This window comes from Nonomuraea purpurea, from assembly GCF_042650645.1.
Taxonomy (GTDB): Bacteria; Actinomycetota; Actinomycetes; order Streptosporangiales; family Streptosporangiaceae; genus Nonomuraea; species Nonomuraea purpurea.
Genome location: NZ_JBHSBI010000030.1, coordinates 37,006 through 57,817 on the forward strand (window position 1 = coordinate 37,006; position 20,812 = coordinate 57,817).

The following is a 20,812-nucleotide window of genomic DNA, read 5'->3' on the forward strand; positions in this document are numbered from 1 at the left end:
GCCGTTGCCTACTTACACGGCAGGTACGGCCTGTCGTACAGCGAGTAGTCCTCGTTCTTCTTGATGGAGTTGAACGTCATCGACGTCAACGCACCGCAGTACTGCTTCGGGTCGGTCCGGTATTCCACGTGGAAGACCGCCTTGCCTGCCTTGGTGAAGGCGTCCAGCTCGGAGCACTCCTCGTGTTCGAAGCACTCCTCGTTGACCGCGTAGTCGAAGTACGGCTCCAGCTCCTCGGCCTGGCTGAGGTCGTTCTTCAGCGCCACCGACAGGCCCCTCTCGTGGGCCAGGCCGGCCAGCGCCTTGTTGTAGGTGAGCTGGGTGGCGGCGGAGACGTCCCAGCCAGTCGTCTCCTTCTTCGCTTCGTGGGCGTGCACGACGTCGAACTCGACTCCGTCGAACCCGGCCTGGACACACTTGTCGACGCGGGCGGCCATCTTCTCCAGCAGGAAGTCGCGCTGGCCCCTGTCGTTGTTGATGTTCGCCCAGCGCTCGTTGGGGAACTCGGGGCTGAAAGGCTTGCCCAGCAGGGACTTGCCGTTCTTGTCGTGCCAGTCGACGAAGTCCTGGTAGTCGGGGCGGAACTCCTCGATCGAGCCGGCGTCGATGTAGCAGATCGCCTTGGCGCCCCGGGCGTGGATCGCCTTGACGGCGGCCGTGTTGAGGGTCTCGTTGTCGCCGGTGACCTCCTCGGCGGCGTACAGGTCGATGTCGAAGACGGTCGGCCTGACGCAGGGGCCGCCGCTCTGGGGGGCCTCGCAGATGTCGACGTTGATGCCGCCGGTTTCGGTGAACGCCGGGTTGCCCTCGAGCTGGTACTGCCAGCGGCTCTCCATGGGCGGCTGCCAGATCGCCGCAGACCCGGCCTTCGGCTCCGCCGCCTGCGCCGGGGCCCCGAGGCCGGCCGCGGCTGCCGGTATCAGCGCCGTGACCACGGCGAACCGAGTCAAGAGCGTTCTGAGGTGCACTGACACACTCACCTTCTGTTCCGGATGACGGAACCAAGTTCCATTACGCGAACAGGCGATTGCGGGGGGTGATAGCCGCAGTGGGGGCGCGTATGCCACCTGTCGTCGGTGAACGACGTGGGTGCCCGACACCGCCGCACCCCACGCAGACCCACGCCAAAGCTGGCGTCAGCGACGGCGATGACGGGCAAGATCGATTCTATACGTTCGGAACTAACCGAATGGCTTGCCCCGCACCAGGTGCGCCGGCAGGTAGTCCGATTCCACTTCGACGGAGAGCCCGGCCTCGTGGCCCAGGCACGCGATCGCCAGCAGTTCGATCGGGACGAGGCCCTGGATCTGGATCGCGCGTTCCCCGGAGTAGAAGCTTCTGTGCGACTCCAGCGCTTCGGCGAGAGCGGCGTTGAAACCGTCCTGATCCTGCCGTACGAGGTGGTAAAAGAGGTTCATCGGCGGGTGGACGAGCTTGAGCGCCTGCTCGGCGTCGATGATCTGGACGGCGCTCGGCGCGCAGCCCTCCACCGCGGCCACGAGCTTGTCGCCCAAGGTGCGATCGGGATCCCCATGCCAGTACGTTCGCAGCGTGTCGGCCCAGTCGTAGATGTAGGCGTCGCAGATCGCCTCCGACTTACGCAGCAGCGCGATCGGGATGTCGGCGAGCAGCGTCGCCTTGTCCCGGTCGCGGCACACGATGGCCAGCCAGAAGGCGGTGCGCCAGGTGGCCGCGTCCGCGTGGGGCTGCGGCCCCGTGGTCGCGATCTCACGCTCGGTTTCGGCGATCACCCGGCTGATGACGGCGCCCGCGTCGGCGGGGGCCGCCGCGAAGAGCGCGGCGCCGACCTCCGCCGCCGTCACGTAGCTCCGCCAGGTCTCCTCGTCGGCGGCCGAGGGATCGACGATGGACCGGCCTTGTGCGGCGGCCAGCGTGGTGCCGAACGCCTCCGCGAGGTCCAGGTACTCGATCGCTTCCGCGGCCTCTTCCGCGAGCATCTCGACATACTCCTCCGGTTCGGCGGTGGGGACGTGGTGCCGGGGAACAGTTGTCATCATGGGATTACCGCCTGTGGATCGGGCCAAGTGCTGAGACCGTGCCGATGGGCGTAGGCCGCCGCCTGGACGCGGGTGCGCGGCCCGAGCCTGGCCGGGATCCGCTCGATGTGGATCTTGACCGTACCAGGCGAGATGGCCAGGATCCGGGCGATCTCCGCATTGGTGTTCCCAGCGGCGCAGGGCGGCATCTGCGCCTCACAGATCCTCAACGGATGCTCAACGCCTGCCGTCCTACCTTCGTCGTGTCCGCTCGAACACGACGAAGAAGGAGACGACGACATGAAGACGATGACCAAGATCGGCGGGGCGGTCGCGGTGGGGGCGTTCTCGCTGGTGCTCGGAGTGACGCCGAGCGCCTCTGCCCAGACGACCGCCGCCCCGGTCGCCGCCTCGGCGCAGGTGCAGGCCGGCGCTCCCAAGCCCAGCATCAGGTGGCTCTGCGGGAAGCCGATCGTCAAGAAGTTCATCCCCGCGTGCACGAACGGCAAGTGGGAGCTTCCGATGGTCAAGAAGGTGCGCTGCATCCAGGGGCACGCGCCGTACCTGGGCTTGCTGGGCCCGTCGAAGCTCTCGTACTGGACGATCAAGTGCTTCAGGACCGAATGGCAGAAGTGGTAGATCCGCCGGTCACCCCCGCCTCCCGCCGTCCCGGGGGAGGCGGGACACGCGAAAGGCGCTGTGGCCCGGGGGCTTTGCATGGCCATGCATGGTTGTGTATATACTTCTATTCGTGTCCAAGGTACTCACCTCCCTGCCTGTCGGCGAGCGTGTCGGGATCGCCTTTTCCGGTGGCCTCGACACCTCGGTAGCGGTCGCGTGGATGCGCGACAAAGGTGCAGTGCCGTGCACCTACACCGCCGACCTCGGCCAGTATGACGAGCCCGACATCGCCTCGGTGCCCGGGCGTGCCACGTCGTACGGCGCCGAGATCGCCCGTCTGGTCGACTGCCGCGCGGCCCTGGTGGAAGAGGGGCTCGCCGCCCTGGCCTGCGGGGCCTTCCACATCCGCTCCGGTGGCCGCGCCTACTTCAACACCACCCCGCTCGGCCGGGCCGTCACGGGCACCCTGCTGGTGCGCGCGATGCTCGAAGACGACGTGCTGATCTGGGGCGACGGCTCCACCTTCAAGGGCAACGACATCGAACGGTTCTACCGTTACGGCCTGCTCGCCAGCCCCTCGCTGCGCATCTACAAGCCGTGGCTGGACGCCGACTTCGTCAGCGAGCTCGGCGGCCGTACGGAGATGTCCGAGTGGCTGCTCGCCCGCGACCTGCCCTACCGCGACAGCACCGAGAAGGCATACTCCACCGACGCCAACATCTGGGGCGCCACCCACGAGGCCAAGACGCTTGAGCACCTCGATGCCGGAATCGAGACCGTCGATCCGATCATGGGCGTGCGGTTCTGGGACCAGAACGTCGAGATCGCCCCCGAGGACGTCACGATCGGGTTCGAGCAGGGCCGGCCGGTGACCATCAACGGCAAAGAGTTCGCCACCGCCGTCGACCTGGTCCTGGAGGCCAACGCCATCGGCGGCCGGCACGGCATGGGCATGTCCGACCAGATCGAGAACCGCGTCATCGAGGCCAAGAGCCGGGGCATCTACGAGGCGCCGGGGATGGCGCTGCTGCACGCGGCCTACGAGCGGCTGGTCAACGCGATCCACAACGAGGACACCCTGGCCAGCTACCACGTCGAGGGGCGGAAGCTGGGCCGGCTGCTGTACGAGGGCCGCTGGCTCGACCCGCAGGCGCTGATGTTGCGCGAGTCGCTGCAGCGCTGGGTCGGCACCGCCGTCACCGGCGAGGTGACGCTGCGGCTGCGGCGTGGCGAAGACTACTCCATCCTCGACTCCTCCGGGCCGGCGTTCAGCTACCACCCGGACAAGCTGTCCATGGAACGCACGGAAGACTCCGCCTTCGGGCCGGTCGACCGCATCGGCCAGCTCACCATGCGCAACCTCGACATCGCCGACTCCCGTTCCAAGCTGGAGCAGTACGCCCGGCTCGGCATGGTCGGCAGCAGGCACTCCTCGCTGATCGGCGCGACGCAGGCGCCCTCGACGGGGCTGATCGGCGCCATGCCCGAGGGCGGGGCCGAGGCGATCGCCTCCCGGGGCGAGGTGCCCGAGGACGAAGAGCTGCTCGACCACGTGGCCATGGAGTCCGGCACCGACTGAACCCGTCCAAGGGGCGCCGCACGATCCCAGGTGGGCGTGCGGCGCCCGGGTGTTCAGGCGGCGGCCGTCGTGGTGGACGGCACCAGCCGGCGGTTGTGGATCAGCCAGACGGCCCGTTCCAGATCGGGGGTCATGTACCGGTCATCGGCCAGCGTCGGGACGTGCCGCCGGATCTCCGTCAGCAGCCCCCGCGTCGCCGTCGCGAGCGACAGCCCCGACATCTGCTTGGTGATCAGGTCGATGCCCTGGGCCGACATCAGGTACTGCACCGCGAGCACGGTTTCCAGCCGGTCGAGGTTCTCCCACAGGTGACGGACCGAGGCCATCGCCATCGTGTTGTGGTCCTCCTGCCCGTCCTTGACCGGCCGGGACAACGTGCCCGCCGGCGTGGCCCTGACCTGCATCTCCGGCACCAGCGCCGCGGCCACCGTCTGCACCTGGACCATCCCGGAGTTCATGCCGGGCGCGCCGCCCGCGAGGTTCGCCGGCAGGCCGTAGCTCCACCTGGGCGACAGCAGCCGTCCCGACAACTCCTGCGACAGGACGCCGAGGTCGGCGATCTCCGCGTTGAGCGTGTCGGCGAGATGCCCCATGACGGAGCCGTCCCAGTTGCCGCCCATCACGAACTCATACGCGGTCCCCTTCTCGCGTTTGAAGATCAGCGGGTTGGAGGTCGAGGAGTTGGCCTCCCGCGTCAGAGTCTGGCGGGCGTCGGCGAGCACGTGCCGCAGCCCGGCCATGATGTGCGGCGCCGCCCGCACGGAGACGGCGTCCTGGATGCGCGGGTGGTAGTTCGCCGGGTCGAGGCGCTTGCGGCCCTCCTCCGTCATCCAGCCCGAGCCCTTCACCATCGCCCGCAGCCGCGTGGCGACCTCGTCCTGCTCAGGGATGTGGCGTTCCTTGTGGGTACGCGCGTCGAGCGAGCCCTGCTCGGCCCTGGTCGCCTCCATGAACAGGGCGAAGGCGCCCTCCGCCTGGTCGGCCAGGACGGTGGCGCGGCGCAGGGCGTCCATCAGCATGGCGGCCACGACGGTGCTGCCGCTGATGATCGGCAGCGCCTCACCGGCCTGGAAGGAGAAGTCCCTGACCAGGCCGGCTCTCGGCAGCATCTCGGAGGCGGGCCCCACGACTCCCTGGAAGCGGACGGGCGCGTTCTCGCCGAGCGCCGCCAGCCCCGCCGCCGCCTGCGGTTGCAGGTCGCCGGTGCCCAGCGAGCCGATCTGCGGCATGATCGGCACGACCCCGGCGTTGACCATGGACAGCAGCCGCTCCGGCACCTCGGGCCGCACCCCGACCTTGCCCCTGGCCATCTGGTTCGCCTTGAGGATCAGGGCCAGCTTGGCCACGTTGTCGGGCAGCGGCTGTCCGACGCCCGCGGCGTGGGAGCGCAGGACGTTGCGCTGGAAGCGCTCCGCCTCCGCCAGCGACAGCGGCTTGTCCTTCAGCGGGCCGAGCGCCTGGTTCCAGCCGTACACCCGCTGGTCCTTCAGCGCCGCGAGCGCTCCGGTCCGCGCCTCGGTCATGGTCGTCCGCACGGCCGGCGCGAGGCGGGCGGAGACGGGGCGGCCTTCAAGGACGGCGAAGGCGTCCCGCAGCAGGAACGCTTCGCCGTTCAGCACCAGGTTCAGCGTCGGCTCCACCCTCAGGAGCGGCGGCGGCGCCACGGGCGGAGACGCGGGGACGGCGACGGCCTCCCCCGGCACGCACAGGGCGGCGAGCAGACCTACACCGGTGGCTATTCGTCCAACATGGGTCATCGAACTTGTTCCCTCGACGAACGGTAAATACCGCTCCGTTATAACCAGGGGAAGAATGCACGCCGTAGTGGGCACAACACCGCGGAACCAGTGATTACCCAGTCTCGACCAGGCGCAGGACAGGCATTGACCGCGCTCACCACTCGGGCACGGCCTCCGCTCAGCGGCCGCCGGCCGGCAGGGCCGTGCCCAAGGGAGTGACGGTGTGGATCACGATCAGCCCCGCCTCCCGAAGGATCTGGGTGTGCCGGCTCACCCCGGAGGAGGAGATCCCGTGGCGGCGGGCCAGCTCGCCGGTCGTCGCCCCGTTCACGGTGGCGCGCAGGATGGCGGCCCTGGTGGGGCCGAGCAGCCGGGCGTCAGGGGCGCCCGCCGTTGGCGCCCTCGGGGCGGCCGGCAACCGGTCGCGCATCGGGTAAGCGCCGGGGCCGGCCATAGGAAGAGACCGGGATAGGCGCGTCATAAGCACGGCGGGGCTACTCCCCGGCGGAGGCTTGACGGTGAACATTTCGGACGGACTACCAATTGGTAAGTTCCCTTTACCCGCCTCCTGGGGCCAAAATTCCCTCCATGCCACCTAACGCGCCGCTTACGCCCGGTGACCCCCGACGGTTTGGTGATCTGGAAGTCCTCGGGAGGCTCGGCGAAGGCGGTCAAGGCATCGTCTACCTGGCCAGAGAACCCGACGGCGACCACGTGGCGGTCAAGTGGCTGCAGCACGACCAGTCGGGCGACTCGACCAGCGTCGAGCGTTTCCTGCGCGAGGCGGAGGTCGCCAGGAAGGTGGCGCCGTTCTGCACGGCGGCCGTGCTCGGCACCGGAGTCGAGCAGGAGCGGCCCTACATCGTGAGCGAGTTCGTCGAGGGCTCCTCCCTGCAGCAGGCTGTGCGGAAGGACGGCCCGCGCACGGGGCCCGCGCTGGACCGGCTGGCGATCGGCACCGCCACCGCGCTGGCCGCGATCCACCGGGCCGGGATCGTGCACCGCGACTTCAAACCGGGCAACGTCATCCTCGGCGGCGACGGGCCGCGCGTGATCGACTTCGGCATCTCCCGCGCGCTGGACGCCAACTCGACGATCAGCGGCACGCTCGTCGGCACACCCGCGTACATGTCTCCCGAGCAGGTCACGGGGCACACCGTCGGACCGCCGTCCGACATGTTCTCCTGGGCAGGGACGATGGTCTTCGCGTCGTGTCAGCGCGCGCCGTTCGGCAGCGAGGCACTGGAACCGGTGCTCAGCCGGGTGCTCAAGGCCGAGCCCGACCTGGGGAGGCTCGAAGGGCCGTTGCGCGAAGTAGTGGCCAGGTGCCTGTCCAAGGACCCCGGGCAGCGGCCGACGGCCGAACAGGTGATCAAACGGCTGATCGGCCACCCGGTGCCCGAGAACAACCTGCTCCAGCGGGGCGCCAGTGAGGCCGCGACCGACCCTGCCCAGGAGGGGGCCTCGCCGAACGTCCGCGTGATTGCCGGCGTCGCGGGCGCGGCCGTCCTGGCGGTCGTACTGGTCGGGGCGCTGGCGGCGGGGACGCTGCGGGTGTTCCCGCTCTCCGGGCCCGCCGCCAAGTCCGCCGTCACCACCTCCGCCGCCGTCGCGTCCACGGAGCCGGCCCCCGCGCCTCCGCCCACGCCCACCAGGACCACGCTGCCCGGCGGGGGGATCACGCTGCATGAGCAGCCGTCCGACCCGATCACGTTCACGGCGTATGAGCTTTACAACAAGAACGTCGACGACGACGTCGACTATGCCAGGAAGTCGCTGCGGGGCACGTTCGAGAAACATCCGGGCAACCTGGAGTCCCTGGTCTCCCCGAACGGCCGCTATCTCGCCGGACGGCACGAGGACTACACCTCCGACGGCTACGACTCGATCCTCATCGTCGACCGCGAGTCGGGCTCCAGCTTCCGGGTCAAGACCGGCCGCAAGCCGCTGAGCACCCCCGTCCGTGCCTGGTCGAGGGACAGCTCGAAGATCCTGCTGAACATCGACAAGAAGATCAACGGAAAATGGAATGCCTTGGGCTTCGCCATCATCGACGTCGCGCAGGCCAAGGTCAGCATGATCGAGGTCGACGACGAAACGATCCGCGGCTCCGACTTCGGCTGGGACGACACCGAGACCGGCGTGATCGCCGTGTACGGCAAGGACGAGGGGCTGCGCTTCTTCGACGCCTCCGGCAAACGGACGCGCGACCTGCCGGGGGTCGGGCCGCTCTCGTCCGGCACCATCGACCTCTTCTCGCCGTCGGGCCGGACGTTCGTGACCGACTGCCCGAAAGGCAAGGACGGCGAGAACTGCCTGTTCGACTCCGCCACCGGCAAGCAGCTCCACACGTTCTCCTCCGACTGCGAAAAGGTGCTCGGCTGGTACGACGAGAGGCACCTGTACTGCTGGGAAGAGGACAACGCGACCAATGACGAGATACGGGTCGTGGCCTTCGACGGCAAGCTGGTGCGCCTGCTGCTGGAGGTCCCCGCAGAGCTGGACCTTACGCCGTATTTCACGTTCACCCCAGCCCAGGGCTCCTAGCGCCCCGCAGGTGGAAACCGGGGTATGCCGCTTCGCCGATGATCGGGGCTACGATGGCCTGGAGATCGCTTGCTGGGGCAACCACTCGAGGTGGACAAGGCCATGGCTGACCACTCCAATGCCGAGCTGCTCACCGACCACGACCTCACGATCCGGATGGACGCCGGCCAGGACAGGCCGCATGGAGCGCCGGACACACCCACGCTGATCTGTGCGTTCCCCCCGCCACCCGCAGCCTTCCCCACCGCGTGACCTCGCGGGTGGGACGCCCGCGTGTGAAGGAGATGAGATGAGCACGGGAGTATGGCTGATCGGCGCTCGTGGCTCGGTCGCCGTCACCAGCATGATCGGAGCCCTCGCGATACGGTCCGGCCTGGCGCCGCCGACCGGCTGCGTCCTGGAATCACCCGACTTACGTGACCGTATCCTGCCCGGCATCGGCGACCTGGTCTTCGGCGGGCACGACATCACCGGCCTTCCCCTCGACAAGAAGGCGGCCGCGCTGGCGGAGGCGGGCGTCGTTCCCGCCGCGCTGGTCAGGGCCGTGCACGACGAACTGCTCGCCATCGACCAGGACATCCGCCCCCTCCCCACGACCAAGCCCTCCGAGCCGGGAACCCGCTCCCAGGCCGAGACGGTCGAGGCCATTCGCGCGGACCTCGACCTCTTCCGCCACCGCCACGATCTCGGCCAGATCATCGTCATCAACGTCTCGACCACCGAACCCGCCCCGCCCTCACACCCCGCCCACCACGACCTCGAAACGCTGCGCACCGCACTCACGGGCCCCGACCCCGTCCTGCCCCCCAGCGCGCTGGCCGCCTACGCCGCCCTGGTCGCGGGCTGCCCGTACGTCGACTTCACGCCGTCGACGGGCGCACGACTCCCGGCGCTCGACGCGCTCGCCCGCGAACGCCGCCTGCCGTACGCCGGGCACGACGGCAAGACGGGGGAGACGCTCGTCAAGTCGGTCCTCGCCCCGATGTTCGCCCAGCGCAACCTCAAGGTACGCACCTGGTCCGGCGTCAACCTGCTGGGCGGCGGCGACGGGGCCAACCTCGCCCAACCCGGTGCCAACGCGGCCAAGGCGGCCAGCAAGCAGCGCGTCCTGGCCGAGACGCTCGGCTACGCGCCGCAGGGCGAGACCCGCATCGACTACCTGGAAGACCTGGGCGACTTCAAGACCGCCTGGGACCTGGTCACCTTCGAGGGCTTCCTCGGCACGGCCATGCGGATGGAGTTCACCTGGCACGGCTGCGACTCGGCCCTGGCCGCGCCCCTCGTCCTCGACCTGGCCCGGCTGACCGCCGCCGCCCACCGCGCCGGACGGACGGGGCCGCTGACCGAGCTGGCCTTCTTCTTCAAGGACCCTCTCGGCCAGGTCCCGCACGCACTGGCCGACCAATGGCAGGCGCTCCGCACCCTCGTCGAAACCCTCACCCACACGCCCTCCCCGGCGAGGCTTGATGATGGCCCTGCGTGACCTCGCCGAGCTCGTCCGGGCTCCGGCCGCGTTGTCCGTGCCCGGTGACGTGATCGCGGGAGCCGCCGCGGGGCAGGCGCTCAGCGGGCGGACGCTCGGTCTGGCGTGCTCGTCGGTCTGCCTGTACTGGGCCGGGATGGCCGCCAACGACTGGGCCGACCGCCGCATCGACGCGGTTGAGCGGCCCGACCGTCCCATCCCTTCCGGCAGGGTGAGGCCGGGGGCGGCCCTCGCCGTGGCGGCCGGGCTCACCGTCGCGGGCATCGGGACGGCGGGACTGGCCGGCGGCCGCAGGGCGTTGACGGTCGCCGTTCCCCTGGCGGTCGCCGTCTGGGGGTACGACCTGGTCGCCAAGCACACGCCGGCGGGGCCGCTGGCGATGGCGCTCTGCCGTGGCCTCGACGTACTGCTGGGCGCCACCCCCGGCCGGTCGCCCGCCGACGCGTTCCCTGCCGCGCTCACCATCGCCGCCCACACCTACTTACTCACCGCCCTGTCACGCGGCGAGGTCTCCAGCACCACCCGAACCCTCCCGGCCGCCACCCTCACAGGCACTGTCGCCCTCGCCGCCACAACCGCTTTCCAACCCGCCTTCCCAGCCGCTCGGTCTCGGGAGTTGGCCGCCGTCTCGGGGCTTGGGTCCGGCGGTGCCGGTTCCGCGTTCCGGTTTCCGGTTCGGGGGGCCGACGTCGGCGGGCCCCCACCTGGCGCCTCGAAGGGGTGGGTGTCGGCGGGGCTCGCTCTCTGGTACGCCGGTCAGTTCGGCGCGCCCCAGGCCCACGCCGCCGCCGAGCCGTCGGCGGATCGGGTGCGGGCCGCCGTCACCGCGGGCATCGTGGGCCTGCCCGCCCTCCAAGGGGCGCTCGCCGCACGCGCCGGCGCCGTGCGTGCCGGGCTCGCCGTCGCCCTGGCGGTTCCGCTGGCGCGGCGTCTGGCCAGGAAGTTGTCCCCGACATGATCAGATTCGGCTACGGAACCAACGGCTTCTCGAACCATCGCCTGCCGGACGCCCTCGACGTCATCGCCGACCTCGGGTACGCCGGGGTGGCCCTGACCCTCGACCACCACCACCTCGACCCCTACGCCGACGGGCTCGCCCGGCACGTCGCCGCGGTCGCCGACCGTCTGCGTGCGCTCGGCCTGGCCGTCGTCGTCGAGACAGGCGCCCGCTTCCTGCTCGATCCACGCCGCAAGCACGCCCCCACGCTGCTCGACGACGACCGCGACACGCGGATCGACTTCCTGCGCAGGGCCGTCGCGATCGGCGCCGACCTGGGGGCGGAGGCGGTGTCGTTCTGGTCCGGGGTACGCCCGGCCCACGTGGACCCTGACCTGGCTTGGCGACGGCTGGTGGACGGGTGCGCCCGCGTGCTGGAGGTCGCGGACGGTGTGCCGCTGGGGTTCGAGCCCGAGCCGGGGATGCTGGTCGAGACGATCGGCGGCTGGCGGGCGTTACGTGCGGCATTGGGAGCGCCGGACGGGTTCGGCATCACCCTGGACATCGGTCATTGCCGCTGCAACGAGCCCGACCCCGTGCCCGCCTGCGTGGCGGCCGTCGCCGAGCACCTGGTCAACGTGCAGATCGACGACATGCGCCGGGGCACGCACGAACATCTGGAGTTCGGCGAGGGGGAGATCGACTTTCCGCCGGTGCTGCGCGCGCTGGCCGACTCCGGTTACCGGGGCCTGGTCGCGGTCGAGCTGCCCCGCCATTCGCACGCCGCCCCCGCCGTGGCCGCCCGTTCCCTCGCCTTCCTCCGCCAAGCCCAAGCCCAAGCCCAAGCCGATGCCAGGGCCGAAGCGAAGGCCGGAGTCGAGCGGGCGTCCGTGCGACTGGAGGGAGGCGGCAGGGCGCGGCCCCCGCCGAGAGGGCCGGATCAGGTGCGAGCGGATGTCCCCCCACATCATGCGCAAGGAGCAACCACGTGATCCGCCCCGAGCAGTTGCGTGCCGCGCTGCGCGGCACCCCATCCTCAGCCTGGCTGGACGCCGCACTCGACCAGCCCACCACGATCGCACGATCGTTCGCCGCGGCCGGACGGCGAACCGGCAGGGCGCCGCTGCCGGACGTCCCCGACTGGACGGCGGACGAGGCGGCCCGCGCCCTGCTGCTGGCCGCGCTCCCACCAGATCGCCTCACCGAGGAAACCGGCGACCTCTACCAGTACGGTGACGCCGACGAGAAGCGGGCCGTGCTCAAGGCCCTGCCCCTGCTGCCCATCGGCGCGCGGGCCCTGCCACTCCTGCACGACGCCATCCGCACCAACGACGCCCGCCTGCTGGCCGCCGCCCTCGGCCCGTACGCCCGCCACCTCGACCAGGCCGCCTGGCGGCAGGCGGTGCTCAAGTGCGTGTTCATGGGCGTGCCGCTGGATCGGGTGGACCTGCTGGAGGAGCGGGCCGACACGGAGCTGGCGAGCATGCTGGCCGCGTTCGCCGAGGAACGCGCCGCGGCCGGCCGCCCCATGCCCGAGGACGCCTCGGCCCTGCTCCACCGTCTCACCAGTGAGGAGACCTGATGCGCATCTTCGACCCGCACATTCACATGACCTCACGCACCACCGACGACTACGCACGGATGGCCGCCGCCGGAGTCGTGGCGGTGGTGGAGCCGTCGTTCTGGCTCGGGCAGCCGCGCACGAACCCCGGTTCGTTCACCGACTACTTCGACTCGCTGATCGGCTGGGAGCCGTACCGGGCCGCGCAGTTCGGCATCGTCCACCACGCCACCGTCGCGCTCAACCCTAAGGAGGCCAACGACCCGCGCTGCCGGCCCGTCCTGGACGTGCTGCCCCGCTACCTGGACAAGGACCGCGTGGTCGCGGTCGGCGAGATCGGCTACGACTCGATGACCCCGGAGGAGGACGACGCCTTCGAACGCCAGCTCGCCCTGGCCGTCGAGCACGACCTGCCGGCCCTCGTCCACACCCCGCACCGCGACAAGGCCCGCGGCACCCGGCGCACCCTTGACCTCGTGGCCGCCTCGGGCATCGAGCCGGGAAGGGTCGTCGTCGACCACCTCAACGAGGTCACCGTCGGCCCCGTCCACGACTCCGGCTGCTGGATGGGCTTCTCCATCTACCCCGAGACCAAGATGTCGCCGCCGCGCATGGTGGAGATCCTGCGCCGGCACGGCCTGGAGCGGGTGCTGATCAACTCCGCCGCCGACTGGGGCGTCTCCGACCCGCTGCTCACCCTGGAGACCGCCAGGGCGATGCTGGCGGCCGGGTTCGAGGAGGACGACGTCGAGCGGGTGATGTGGCACAACCCGGTGGAGTTCTACGGTCAGTCGGGACGCCTCGACCTGACCGCCGCCCCGGCGGGCGAGCCGACGTTCGCCGGCAGCTCCATCAAGCGCGGCGGCGAGTGATGCGGTTACGCCACCCGTCGGGCACGCCGTTGCACCTGAGCTACTGCACGAACGTGCACCCCGCCGAGGACCTCGACGGCATCGTCGCCCAGTTCGACGCCTACGCCGTCCCGATCAGGAACCTGCTCGGCGCCGACGTGCTGGGCCTGGGCCTCTGGCTGGCCGCGCCCGTGGCCGCCGCCCTGGCCGCCGACCCGGCGCTGCGCGCCAGGTTCCGCCGCGAGCTGGACGTCCGGGGTCTGGAGGTCGTGACGCTGAACGGCTTCCCCTACCGTTCGTTCCAGGACCCGGTCGTCAAGCACGCGGTCTACCACCCGGACTGGACGACGCCGAGGCGCCTGGCCTACACGCTGGACCTGGCCCGCGTGCTGGCCGACCTGCTGCCCGACGACGCGGCAAGGGGCTCGGTCTCCACGCTGCCGCTCGCCTGGCGCGAGCCCTGGGACGCCGCCATGGCCGAGCGGGCCGCCCGCCGCCTCGACCAGCTCGCCGACGGCCTGGCCGCCGTCGAGGCGGCCGGCGGGCGGACGATACGGGTCGGCTTCGAGCCCGAGCCGGGCTGCGTGGTGGAATCGACCGCCCAGGCCGTCGCCCATCTGGGCGGCGCCGACACCGACCGGCTCGGCGTCTGCCTCGACCTGGCCCACCTCGCCTGCGCCTGGGAACGCCCCGCCGACTCCGTGGCCGCCCTGCGCGCGGCTGGCCTGCCCATCGTCAAGGTCCAGCTCTCGGCGGCCCTGCAGAGCGACGATCCGAGGGCGCTGGACGCCTACGCCGAGCCCCGTTTCCTCCACCAGACCCGCAATCCCGGGGGAGGCGCCGCCGACGACCTCGACGAGGCGCTGCGCGAGGAGCTGCCAGGCCCGTGGCGGGTGCACTACCACGTGCCGCTGCACGCCACCCCGGCCCCGCCGCTGGCCACCACCGCCCCGGTGCTGCGGGAGGCGCTCAAGGAGCTGGCCGGCGGCCCGTACCCGCTGTGCGACCACTTCGACGTGGAGACCTACACCTGGGGCGTGCTCCCGCCCGAGCTGCGCCCGCGCACCCCCGAACAGCTCGCCGCGGGCATCGCCTCTGAGCTGGACTTCGCCCGCGCCGAGCTGCGCGACCTGGGAGTGAAGGCATGACATCGTTACTGGTCCTGGACGTGGTGGGGCTGACCCCGAGACTGCTGGAGCACATGCCGCGCCTGCGCGCCGTCGGCTTCCAGGCAGAGCTCGGCACGGTCCTGCCCGCCGTCACCTGCCCGGCGCAGTCCACGTTCCTCACCGGCCTGCCGCCGTCCGGGCACGGCGTCGTCGGCAACGGCTGGTACTTCCGCGACCTCGGCGAGGTCCTGCTGTGGCGTCAGCACAACGCGCTCGTCGGCGGCGAGAAGCTCTGGCACGCCGCCCGCCGTGAGCGTCCCGGCTACACCGTCGCCAACGTCTGCTGGTGGTATGCCATGGGCGCCGACGTCGACTGGACCGTCACCCCGAGGCCGATCTACCGCGCCGACGGCCGCAAGGACCCCGACTGCTACACCGACCCGCCAGGGCTGCACGACGAGCTGACCGCGAAGCTGGGCACGTTCCCGCTGTTCAGCTACTGGGGGCCGGGCGCCGGCATCGCCTCCTCGACCTGGATCTGCCGCGCCACCGAGCACATCATGGCCGCCCACGACCCCGACCTGACCCTGGCCTACCTGCCGCACCTGGACTACGACCTGCAACGCTACGGCCCCTCCGACCCCCGCTGCGCCGCGGCCGCCGCCGAGCTCGACGCCGTCCTGACCCCGCTGCTGGACGCGGCGGGGGACAGGACCGTGGTGGTCCTGTCGGAGTACGGCATCACCGACGTCTCCCGTCCCGTGGACGTCAACAGGGCGCTGCGCGCCGAGGGCCTCCTGCGCGTCCACACGCAGGACGGCATGGAGTACCTGGACCCGTGGACGTCGCGCGCGTTCGCGGTCGCCGACCACCAGGTCGCCCACGTGTACGTCCGCGACCCGGCCGACGTGCCGGCCGTGGCGAAACTGTGCGCGTCCGTGCCGGGCGTGGCGAGCGTGCTCGACCAGGACGGCAAGGCGGCGCACGCCCTCGACCATCCGCGCTCGGGTGAGCTGGTGCTGCTCGCCGAGCCGGACGCCTGGTTCACCTACTACTACTGGCTCGACGACGACCGCGCCCCCGACTTCGCCCGCCTGGTGGAGATCCACCGCAAGCCGGGCTACGACCCCGCCGAGCTCTTCTTCGACCCGGCCGCCCCCGCTGCCGCCAAGCGCCGCGCCGCGGTGGCGCTGCTGCGCAAGAAGCTCGGCTTCCGCTACCTCATGAACGTCGTCGGCCTCGACGCCGGCGCCCGCACCGTGCGCGGCTCCCACGGGCTCCTGCCCGCCGACCCCGCCGACGCCCCCGTCCTGCTCTGCTCCGACGCCTCCGCCGCCCGGGACCGGTACGAGGCCGTGGAGGTCAAGGATCTGCTGCTCCGCCTCGCTTGTTCCTAGGAGTATTAGGAAATAAGCTAATATTCCTAGGCAATCGAGTGGAAGGAACGACCATGACCACGCTGTCCGTGCCGGGAGCCGACCTCTATTACGAGGTCGGCGGCGCCGGCCCCGTCCTGCTCATGCTGCCGGGAGGCGGCGGCGACGCGGCCGTCTTCGACGTGGTGGCCGGCTCGCTCGGCGCGCACTTCACCCTCCTCACCCTGGACCCGCGCGGCTACTCGCGCAGCCGCCTCGACAGCCCGCACTCCGTGGACCAGCGGGTCGAGGTGCAGAGCGAGGACGCCCGCCTGCTGCTCGACGCGGTGAGCCCGGACCGGCCCGCCTACGTCTTCGGCGGCAGCAGCGGCGCGATCGTCGGCCTCGACCTGCTCGCCCGGCATCCCTCCCGGGTGCGCCGCCTGGTCGCCCACGAGCCGCCGTCCTTCGCCGTGCTGCCGGACGCCGCCGAGCAGCTCGCCTTCGTCCAGGACGTCCACCGGCTCTTCCGCGAGGAGGGGCTGGCGGCGGCCTCCGCCCGGTTCGTGGCGGGCATCGGCGGCACGATGAAGGGCATGCCGAGCCCGGCCACCCCCAGGGCCGAGGAGATGACGGCCAGGCTCATGGCCAACGCGCCGATCATGATGGAGCACGAGCTACGGCAGTTCACCTCCCACGTGCCCGACCTGGCCGCGCTCGGCCGGGTGGCCGACAAGCTGGTCCTCGCGGCCGGGCGCGAGAGCAGGGGGCACCTGCCGTACCGGCCCGCCGCCGTGCTGGCGCAACGGCTCGGGATCGAGCTGGTCGAGTTCCCCGGCGCGCACAGCGGGTTCACCGACGAGCCGGAGCAGTTCGCCAAACAGCTCGTCGAGGTGCTCACGAGTCGTTAGCCGGGCCGGCCGACCACGACGCACGCAAGCCGGTCGCCCACGCGGCGCTGCTGCCGCCCACGACCAACGCAAGCCGGTCGCCCACGCGGCGCCGTGGTGCGGCAGCCGTCAGTCGCCGTCGAGCCAGCCGAGCCGGGCCGCCCGTACGCCCGCCTGGAACCGGCTTCCGGCCCCCAGCAGCGTCGTCAGTTCGCTGACCAGCCGCGTCACCGTGCGCGTCGACACCCCCAGGCTGCGCGCGATGGCGGAGTCCTTGGCCCCGGCGGCCATCATGCCGAGCACCGCGCGCTGCTGGCCGGTGAGGGCGGAGCCGTCGGGGGAGCCGGGCACGTCCTCGGGCTCGGAGGCGGTCGTCCAGCAGTAGTCGTAGATCGCCGCGAGGGACTTCGCCAGCCCGCCGCCGCGGACCAGCAGGGCGCCCGCCTGTGAGCCCCCGGGATCGGCCTGGACGATCGCGTTCCTGCGGTCGTAGATGAGCATGCGGGTGGGGATCACAGGGGTGACCCGTACCTCCATGCCGACTTCCTGCCAGCGCGCCATGTACTCGCGGATCAGGGGGTTCGACATGGCGATCTGCGCGTGCAGGGCGCGTACGCGCACGCCCCTGCGCAGGGTCGCCCGGCTGCGGGCCAGGCCCTCCTCGAGGGACTCGCGCGTCCAGTAGGCGATCGGATGCATGCTGACCACCTCGTGCTCGGCCAGCTCCGCCAACTCGTCGATGCGCTCGGTGAGCTGCTCGCGCCGCTCCGGCGAGACGAAGGACTCGACGTGCGCGTGGTTGTCCGCACGGGACGGCAGCCCGAGGTAGTGCTTGGCCAGTGTCGCGGTCCTGACGTGCTGCTCGACGAGGCTGTCGAGCATCCGGTGGCCGCTCTCCAGGTTGCGGTTGAGCGCGATGGTCAGGTCGGCGGCGGTCTGGGTGTCCTGGTTCAGCAGGTGAAGCCGGCCGAGCTGGTCGCGGGCACGGTCGAGGTCCGCGGCGGTCAGACGCAGTTTCTCGGCGGCCTCGGTGAGCGACTCGCCGTGCTCGCGCATGCGGGCGTAAACAGAGCGCGCCATGCGGTCATCCCCCGATTCCACCGGACTCCCTTCACATTGGGCCGACCCTGAAGACTGCCATATTTAGGCATTTGTCGGCAAAGGGTTCTGGTTTCCGCCATGTCCTCATTCGGAAGCTTTCTGGCCGTCCATGAAGGCCCATTACGCGGGACGATCCCGGAAGAGGCGAAAATCTAGGAGGAACCACATTGATCACCGTTGCGTACAGCCTTGTCACCTACGACGTCACCGGCCTGACACCGGAGGCGTGCGAGCACTGTCTCGCGTCCGTGAAGTCGGAGCTCATCCAGGTGCCGGGCGTCGTGGGCGTGGACGTCAACACGGAGGAGGCCCGCGTGAGCATCCTCACCGACGGCCCCGTCGACGACGCCCTGATCCGGGCGGCCATGGACGCCGCCGGGTGCGCCGTCGTGACGCCCTGACCCGCCCATAGCCGGGCCCGCCGCCATGGCGGGCCCGGCGTCACGCCCGCGTCAGCGAGATCCGCTCGGCCACCATCGACTGGAAGTGCCGGCAACTGGCGAAGTCGTCATGGTCGCAGGTCAGCGCGCAGTCGATGAGATCCAGGGACGTCCGGAGCTCGGCGATGCGCCGCGCGAGCTCCTCCCGCCGCCGCACCAGGACCTCCCGCCGGGCCGCGGCGTCGGAGGTGGCCAGCATCTCGCGGATCTCGTCCAGGCTGAACCCGGCCTCCTTGGCCCGCAGGATCACCGCCACGCGGTAGAGATCGTCGGGCCCGTAGCGGCGGCGTTCCCCGCCGATCCTGGCCGGGGCGAGCAGGCCCATCGACTCCCAGTGCCGCAGGACATGGGTGGCCAGGCCGAACCGGGCCGCGATGTCGCCGATGCTCATGATCGCGCTTGACTTCATGTCGACATTAAGTCGCATGCTGTCCCCCATGTCTACTCCCATGGAATCCCTCATCCGGCTGCTGGACGTCGTGGACGCTCTGCCGGATGCCGTCGCGCTGCGTGCGCGCTCTTACGAACTGCTGCGCCTGCCCCTTGGGGCCGCCGTCGTGGACGTCGGCTGCGGCGCCGGCCGGGCGGCGGCCGAACTGGCCGATCGCGGCGCCCGCGCGATCGGCGTGGACCCCGCCGACGAGATGCTCACGCTGGCCCGCCACCGCTGGCCGGAGGCCGACTTCAGGGCCGGGCACGCCTGCGCCCTGCCGCTCGGCGACGGCGAGGTCGCCGGCTACCGGGCGGACAAGGTCTTCCACGAGATCGCCGACGCCGCCGAGGCGCTGGCCGAGGCCCGGCGCGTGCTCGCTCCCGGTGGACGCGCCGTGCTGACCGGCCAGGACTGGGACGGCTTCCTCATCGACTCCGACGACCCCGCGCTCACCCGGACCATCGTGCACGCCCGCGCCGACCTGACGACCAACCCGCGGGCCGCCCGCCGCTACCGCAACCTGCTGCTGGACGCCGGGTTCATCGACGTCGAGGTGAAGGCGGACCTGGGCGTCTTCACCGACACGACGATGCTGCCCATGCTCACCGGCCTGGCCGAGGCCGCCCGCGTGGCCGGCGCCATCACCGCCGGGCAGGAGGCGGCCTGGACGGCCGAGCAGACCGGCCGCGCCCGGTCGGGCCGGATGTTCCTGGCCGTGCCCATGTTCGTGGTCGCGGGGACGCTGCCCGCCATGTGATCGATCACCGGGTCCTTGCCAACCCGGCGCTCCGGAGAGATACGTGGAGGAGATCTATTTCTCATGGAGGCGATCGTGCCGGTGATTCCAGGACCACCCCTACGAGACGACGGCGGCCTGCGCGCCATCGCGGCCGCCGGCGGACTGCACGCCTACCAGCTACGGCTGCACGAAGAGTACGGGCCGATCGTGCGTTTCCAGCTGCCCGGCGCGGACACGGCGGTCTCGGTGGCCGATCCGGTGCTGCTGGAAGCCACCGCCGGGATCAACAAGCGGCCGGAGAAACTGTTCGAGTTCCTCGCCCCGCTGTGCGAGGCGGGCAACCTGCAGACCCTCCCCGCGCAGGAGCACGCGCCGCTGCGCCGGGCGCTGCTGTCCGTGCTGGCCGGCCGCCGCTCGCATGAGGCCCACTTCGACGGGTTCGCGGCGCTGGCGGGCGAGCTGGCCGACCGGTGGGTGGGCCAGGGCGGCGAGGTCGAGTTGCAGAAGGACCTCAGCGCCCTGTCGTTGCGGATGATCTGCCAGTACGCCCTCGGCGGCGGCGTGGACGACCCGGACGAGGCGGTGACGGCGTTCGAGGTCGTGCTCACCGAGTACCTCGGCCGCATGTACGAGCCGGGCGCGGGGGACGGTCGCGCCGAGCGGGCGCTGGCCTACCTGCGCGAGGTGGTCGACGGCGTGCTCGCCTCGGCGGAGCCGGGCGGCGATCATCTGGTCGCCGCCCTGGCCGAGGCGGGGATGAGCTCCGCGCGGGTGCGGGACACCGTACTGATGATCATGCTGGCCGCCCACCACACGACGGGCGTGGCCGTCTCCTGGACCCTCTATCTGCTGTCCCGTCACCCCGAGGAGGCCGAGCGGGTCGCGGCGGAGCTCGACCGGGTCCTGGACGGACGGGCCGCGCCCGCCTACGCCGACCTCAGACGGCTGACCTGCTTGCAGATGGCGCTGAAGGAGTCGATGCGGCTGTATCCGCCGGGTCCTTACGGGGCCCGCGAGAGCACGGAGGACCTCGTCCTGGCCGGCTACGACATCCCCGCGGGAACGACCATCTTCTACCCGTTCTGGGCCGTGCACATGAACCCCCGCTACTGGCCGGACCCCGAGGCGTTCATCCCGGGCCGCTTCGCCCCCGACGAGGTCGCCAAGCGGCCCCGCTACGCCTACATCCCGTTCGGCCTCGGGCCGCGTAGCTGCGAGGGCGCGAGCCTGGCCATGGTGGAGGCCGAGCTGGTGCTGGCGGTCCTGCTGCGGAGGTTCCGCTTCGAGCCGGTCCCGGGGCACGACGTGGTCCCCGTCGAACGGTTCGTGTTGTGGGCGGCCGACGACATCCGCATGAACCTGGCACCCAGATTGTTGACAATCTGACCAGTCGTCTCCAGGTCTTGACCGATGTGGGGCTATTGTTAACA

Annotated in this window: 22 protein-coding genes; 15 read left to right on the forward strand and 7 right to left on the reverse strand. The window is 71.0% G+C overall.

Annotated elements, in window-relative coordinates:
• Nucleotides 1-8: 8 nt before the first annotated feature.
• From ACFOY2_RS41625 to ACFOY2_RS41635, 3 genes are all read right to left on the reverse strand, one after another.
• Nucleotides 9-968: an endo alpha-1,4 polygalactosaminidase gene (locus ACFOY2_RS41625; RefSeq protein WP_379533638.1), complete on the reverse strand. Its 960-nt coding sequence runs from the start codon at nt 966-968 to the stop codon at nt 9-11.
• Nucleotides 969-1,181: 213 nt separating this feature from the next.
• The gene (locus ACFOY2_RS41630; RefSeq protein WP_379533639.1) at nt 1,182-2,018 is read right to left on the reverse strand and encodes an immunity 49 family protein; all 837 of its coding nucleotides are present in this window, start codon (nt 2,016-2,018) and stop codon (nt 1,182-1,184) included.
• A complete protein-coding gene (locus ACFOY2_RS41635) occupies nt 2,015-2,227 on the reverse strand; it encodes a response regulator transcription factor (protein WP_379533640.1) in 213 nt (70 codons plus the stop codon). Before ACFOY2_RS41635 ends, ACFOY2_RS41630 begins: the two co-directional genes overlap by 4 nt.
• 70 nt (nt 2,228-2,297) lie before the next feature.
• Here ACFOY2_RS41635 and ACFOY2_RS41640 point away from each other — a divergent pair, with 70 nt between their 5' ends.
• Together ACFOY2_RS41640 and argG are read left to right on the forward strand one after the other, a co-directional pair.
• The gene (locus ACFOY2_RS41640) at nt 2,298-2,636 is read left to right on the forward strand and encodes a hypothetical protein (protein WP_379533641.1); all 339 of its coding nucleotides are present in this window, start codon (nt 2,298-2,300) and stop codon (nt 2,634-2,636) included.
• Between the two features lie 112 nt (nt 2,637-2,748).
• Complete coding sequence (argG, locus tag ACFOY2_RS41645) at nt 2,749-4,197, forward strand: argininosuccinate synthase (protein ID WP_379533642.1); 1,449 nt, start codon at nt 2,749-2,751, stop codon at nt 4,195-4,197.
• Nucleotides 4,198-4,250: 53 nt separating this feature from the next.
• Here the strand turns inward: argG and ACFOY2_RS41650 are convergent, their stop codons facing one another.
• Nucleotides 4,251-5,954 (reverse strand): HAL/PAL/TAL family ammonia-lyase, encoded by a 1,704-nt coding sequence (locus ACFOY2_RS41650; RefSeq protein ID WP_379533643.1) that lies wholly within the window; start codon nt 5,952-5,954, stop codon nt 4,251-4,253.
• A 160-nt stretch (nt 5,955-6,114) separates the two neighbouring features.
• On the reverse strand, nt 6,115-6,366 hold the full coding sequence (locus ACFOY2_RS41655) for a winged helix-turn-helix domain-containing protein (RefSeq protein WP_379533644.1): 252 nt from the start codon (nt 6,364-6,366) through the stop codon (nt 6,115-6,117).
• A gap of 158 nt (nt 6,367-6,524) precedes the next feature.
• Here ACFOY2_RS41655 and ACFOY2_RS41660 point away from each other — a divergent pair, with 158 nt between their 5' ends.
• The 10 genes from ACFOY2_RS41660 to ACFOY2_RS41705 all read left to right on the forward strand — a co-directional run bounded on the left by ACFOY2_RS41660 (nt 6,525) and on the right by ACFOY2_RS41705 (nt 16,690).
• A complete protein-coding gene (locus ACFOY2_RS41660) occupies nt 6,525-8,483 on the forward strand; it encodes a protein kinase domain-containing protein (protein ID WP_379533645.1) in 1,959 nt (652 codons plus the stop codon).
• Between the two features lie 102 nt (nt 8,484-8,585).
• Nucleotides 8,586-8,735 (forward strand): hypothetical protein, encoded by a 150-nt coding sequence (locus ACFOY2_RS41665; protein ID WP_379533646.1) that lies wholly within the window; start codon nt 8,586-8,588, stop codon nt 8,733-8,735.
• 37 nt (nt 8,736-8,772) lie between these two features.
• A complete protein-coding gene (locus ACFOY2_RS41670) occupies nt 8,773-9,966 on the forward strand; it encodes an inositol-3-phosphate synthase (RefSeq protein ID WP_379533647.1) in 1,194 nt (397 codons plus the stop codon).
• Entirely contained in the window at nt 9,950-10,924 is a 975-nt protein-coding gene (locus ACFOY2_RS41675; protein WP_449290157.1) for an SCO3242 family prenyltransferase, read from the forward strand. The genes ACFOY2_RS41670 and ACFOY2_RS41675 overlap by 17 nt, the downstream gene beginning before the upstream one ends.
• Nucleotides 10,921-11,895 carry a sugar phosphate isomerase/epimerase family protein gene (locus ACFOY2_RS41680; protein ID WP_379533648.1) on the forward strand — a complete coding sequence of 325 codons (975 nt, stop codon included), beginning with the start codon at nt 10,921-10,923 and terminating at the stop codon, nt 11,893-11,895. Before ACFOY2_RS41675 ends, ACFOY2_RS41680 begins: the two co-directional genes overlap by 4 nt.
• Nucleotides 11,892-12,485, forward strand: coding sequence for an EboA domain-containing protein (locus ACFOY2_RS41685; protein WP_379533649.1), 594 nt, complete (start codon nt 11,892-11,894; stop codon nt 12,483-12,485). Before ACFOY2_RS41680 ends, ACFOY2_RS41685 begins: the two co-directional genes overlap by 4 nt.
• Entirely contained in the window at nt 12,485-13,336 is an 852-nt protein-coding gene (locus ACFOY2_RS41690; protein ID WP_379533650.1) for a TatD family hydrolase, read from the forward strand. Before ACFOY2_RS41685 ends, ACFOY2_RS41690 begins: the two co-directional genes overlap by 1 nt.
• Nucleotides 13,336-14,463: a metabolite traffic protein EboE gene (eboE, locus tag ACFOY2_RS41695; protein ID WP_379533651.1), complete on the forward strand. Its 1,128-nt coding sequence runs from the start codon at nt 13,336-13,338 to the stop codon at nt 14,461-14,463. The genes ACFOY2_RS41690 and eboE overlap by 1 nt, the downstream gene beginning before the upstream one ends.
• Complete coding sequence (locus ACFOY2_RS41700; protein WP_379533652.1) at nt 14,460-15,821, forward strand: nucleotide pyrophosphatase/phosphodiesterase family protein; 1,362 nt, start codon at nt 14,460-14,462, stop codon at nt 15,819-15,821. Before eboE ends, ACFOY2_RS41700 begins: the two co-directional genes overlap by 4 nt.
• Nucleotides 15,822-15,874: 53 nt before the next feature.
• On the forward strand, nt 15,875-16,690 hold the full coding sequence (locus ACFOY2_RS41705; RefSeq protein ID WP_379533653.1) for an alpha/beta fold hydrolase: 816 nt from the start codon (nt 15,875-15,877) through the stop codon (nt 16,688-16,690).
• A 108-nt stretch (nt 16,691-16,798) separates the two neighbouring features.
• Here the strand turns inward: ACFOY2_RS41705 and ACFOY2_RS41710 are convergent, their stop codons facing one another.
• Nucleotides 16,799-17,749 carry a helix-turn-helix transcriptional regulator gene (locus ACFOY2_RS41710; RefSeq protein ID WP_379533654.1) on the reverse strand — a complete coding sequence of 317 codons (951 nt, stop codon included), beginning with the start codon at nt 17,747-17,749 and terminating at the stop codon, nt 16,799-16,801.
• A 188-nt stretch (nt 17,750-17,937) separates the two neighbouring features.
• Between ACFOY2_RS41710 and ACFOY2_RS41715 the strand changes: the two genes are divergently transcribed.
• On the forward strand, nt 17,938-18,171 hold the full coding sequence (locus ACFOY2_RS41715; protein WP_379533655.1) for a heavy-metal-associated domain-containing protein: 234 nt from the start codon (nt 17,938-17,940) through the stop codon (nt 18,169-18,171).
• A gap of 40 nt (nt 18,172-18,211) precedes the next feature.
• Here ACFOY2_RS41715 and ACFOY2_RS41720 read toward each other — a convergent pair whose 3' ends face one another.
• Nucleotides 18,212-18,619 (reverse strand): MerR family transcriptional regulator, encoded by a 408-nt coding sequence (locus ACFOY2_RS41720; protein ID WP_379533656.1) that lies wholly within the window; start codon nt 18,617-18,619, stop codon nt 18,212-18,214.
• Between the two features lie 28 nt (nt 18,620-18,647).
• Here ACFOY2_RS41720 and ACFOY2_RS41725 point away from each other — a divergent pair, with 28 nt between their 5' ends.
• Together ACFOY2_RS41725 and ACFOY2_RS41730 are read left to right on the forward strand one after the other, a co-directional pair.
• On the forward strand, nt 18,648-19,400 hold the full coding sequence (locus ACFOY2_RS41725; RefSeq protein ID WP_379533657.1) for a methyltransferase domain-containing protein: 753 nt from the start codon (nt 18,648-18,650) through the stop codon (nt 19,398-19,400).
• Between the two features lie 63 nt (nt 19,401-19,463).
• The gene (locus ACFOY2_RS41730) at nt 19,464-20,768 is read left to right on the forward strand and encodes a cytochrome P450 (protein WP_379533658.1); all 1,305 of its coding nucleotides are present in this window, start codon (nt 19,464-19,466) and stop codon (nt 20,766-20,768) included.
• Nucleotides 20,769-20,812 lie beyond the last annotated feature (44 nt).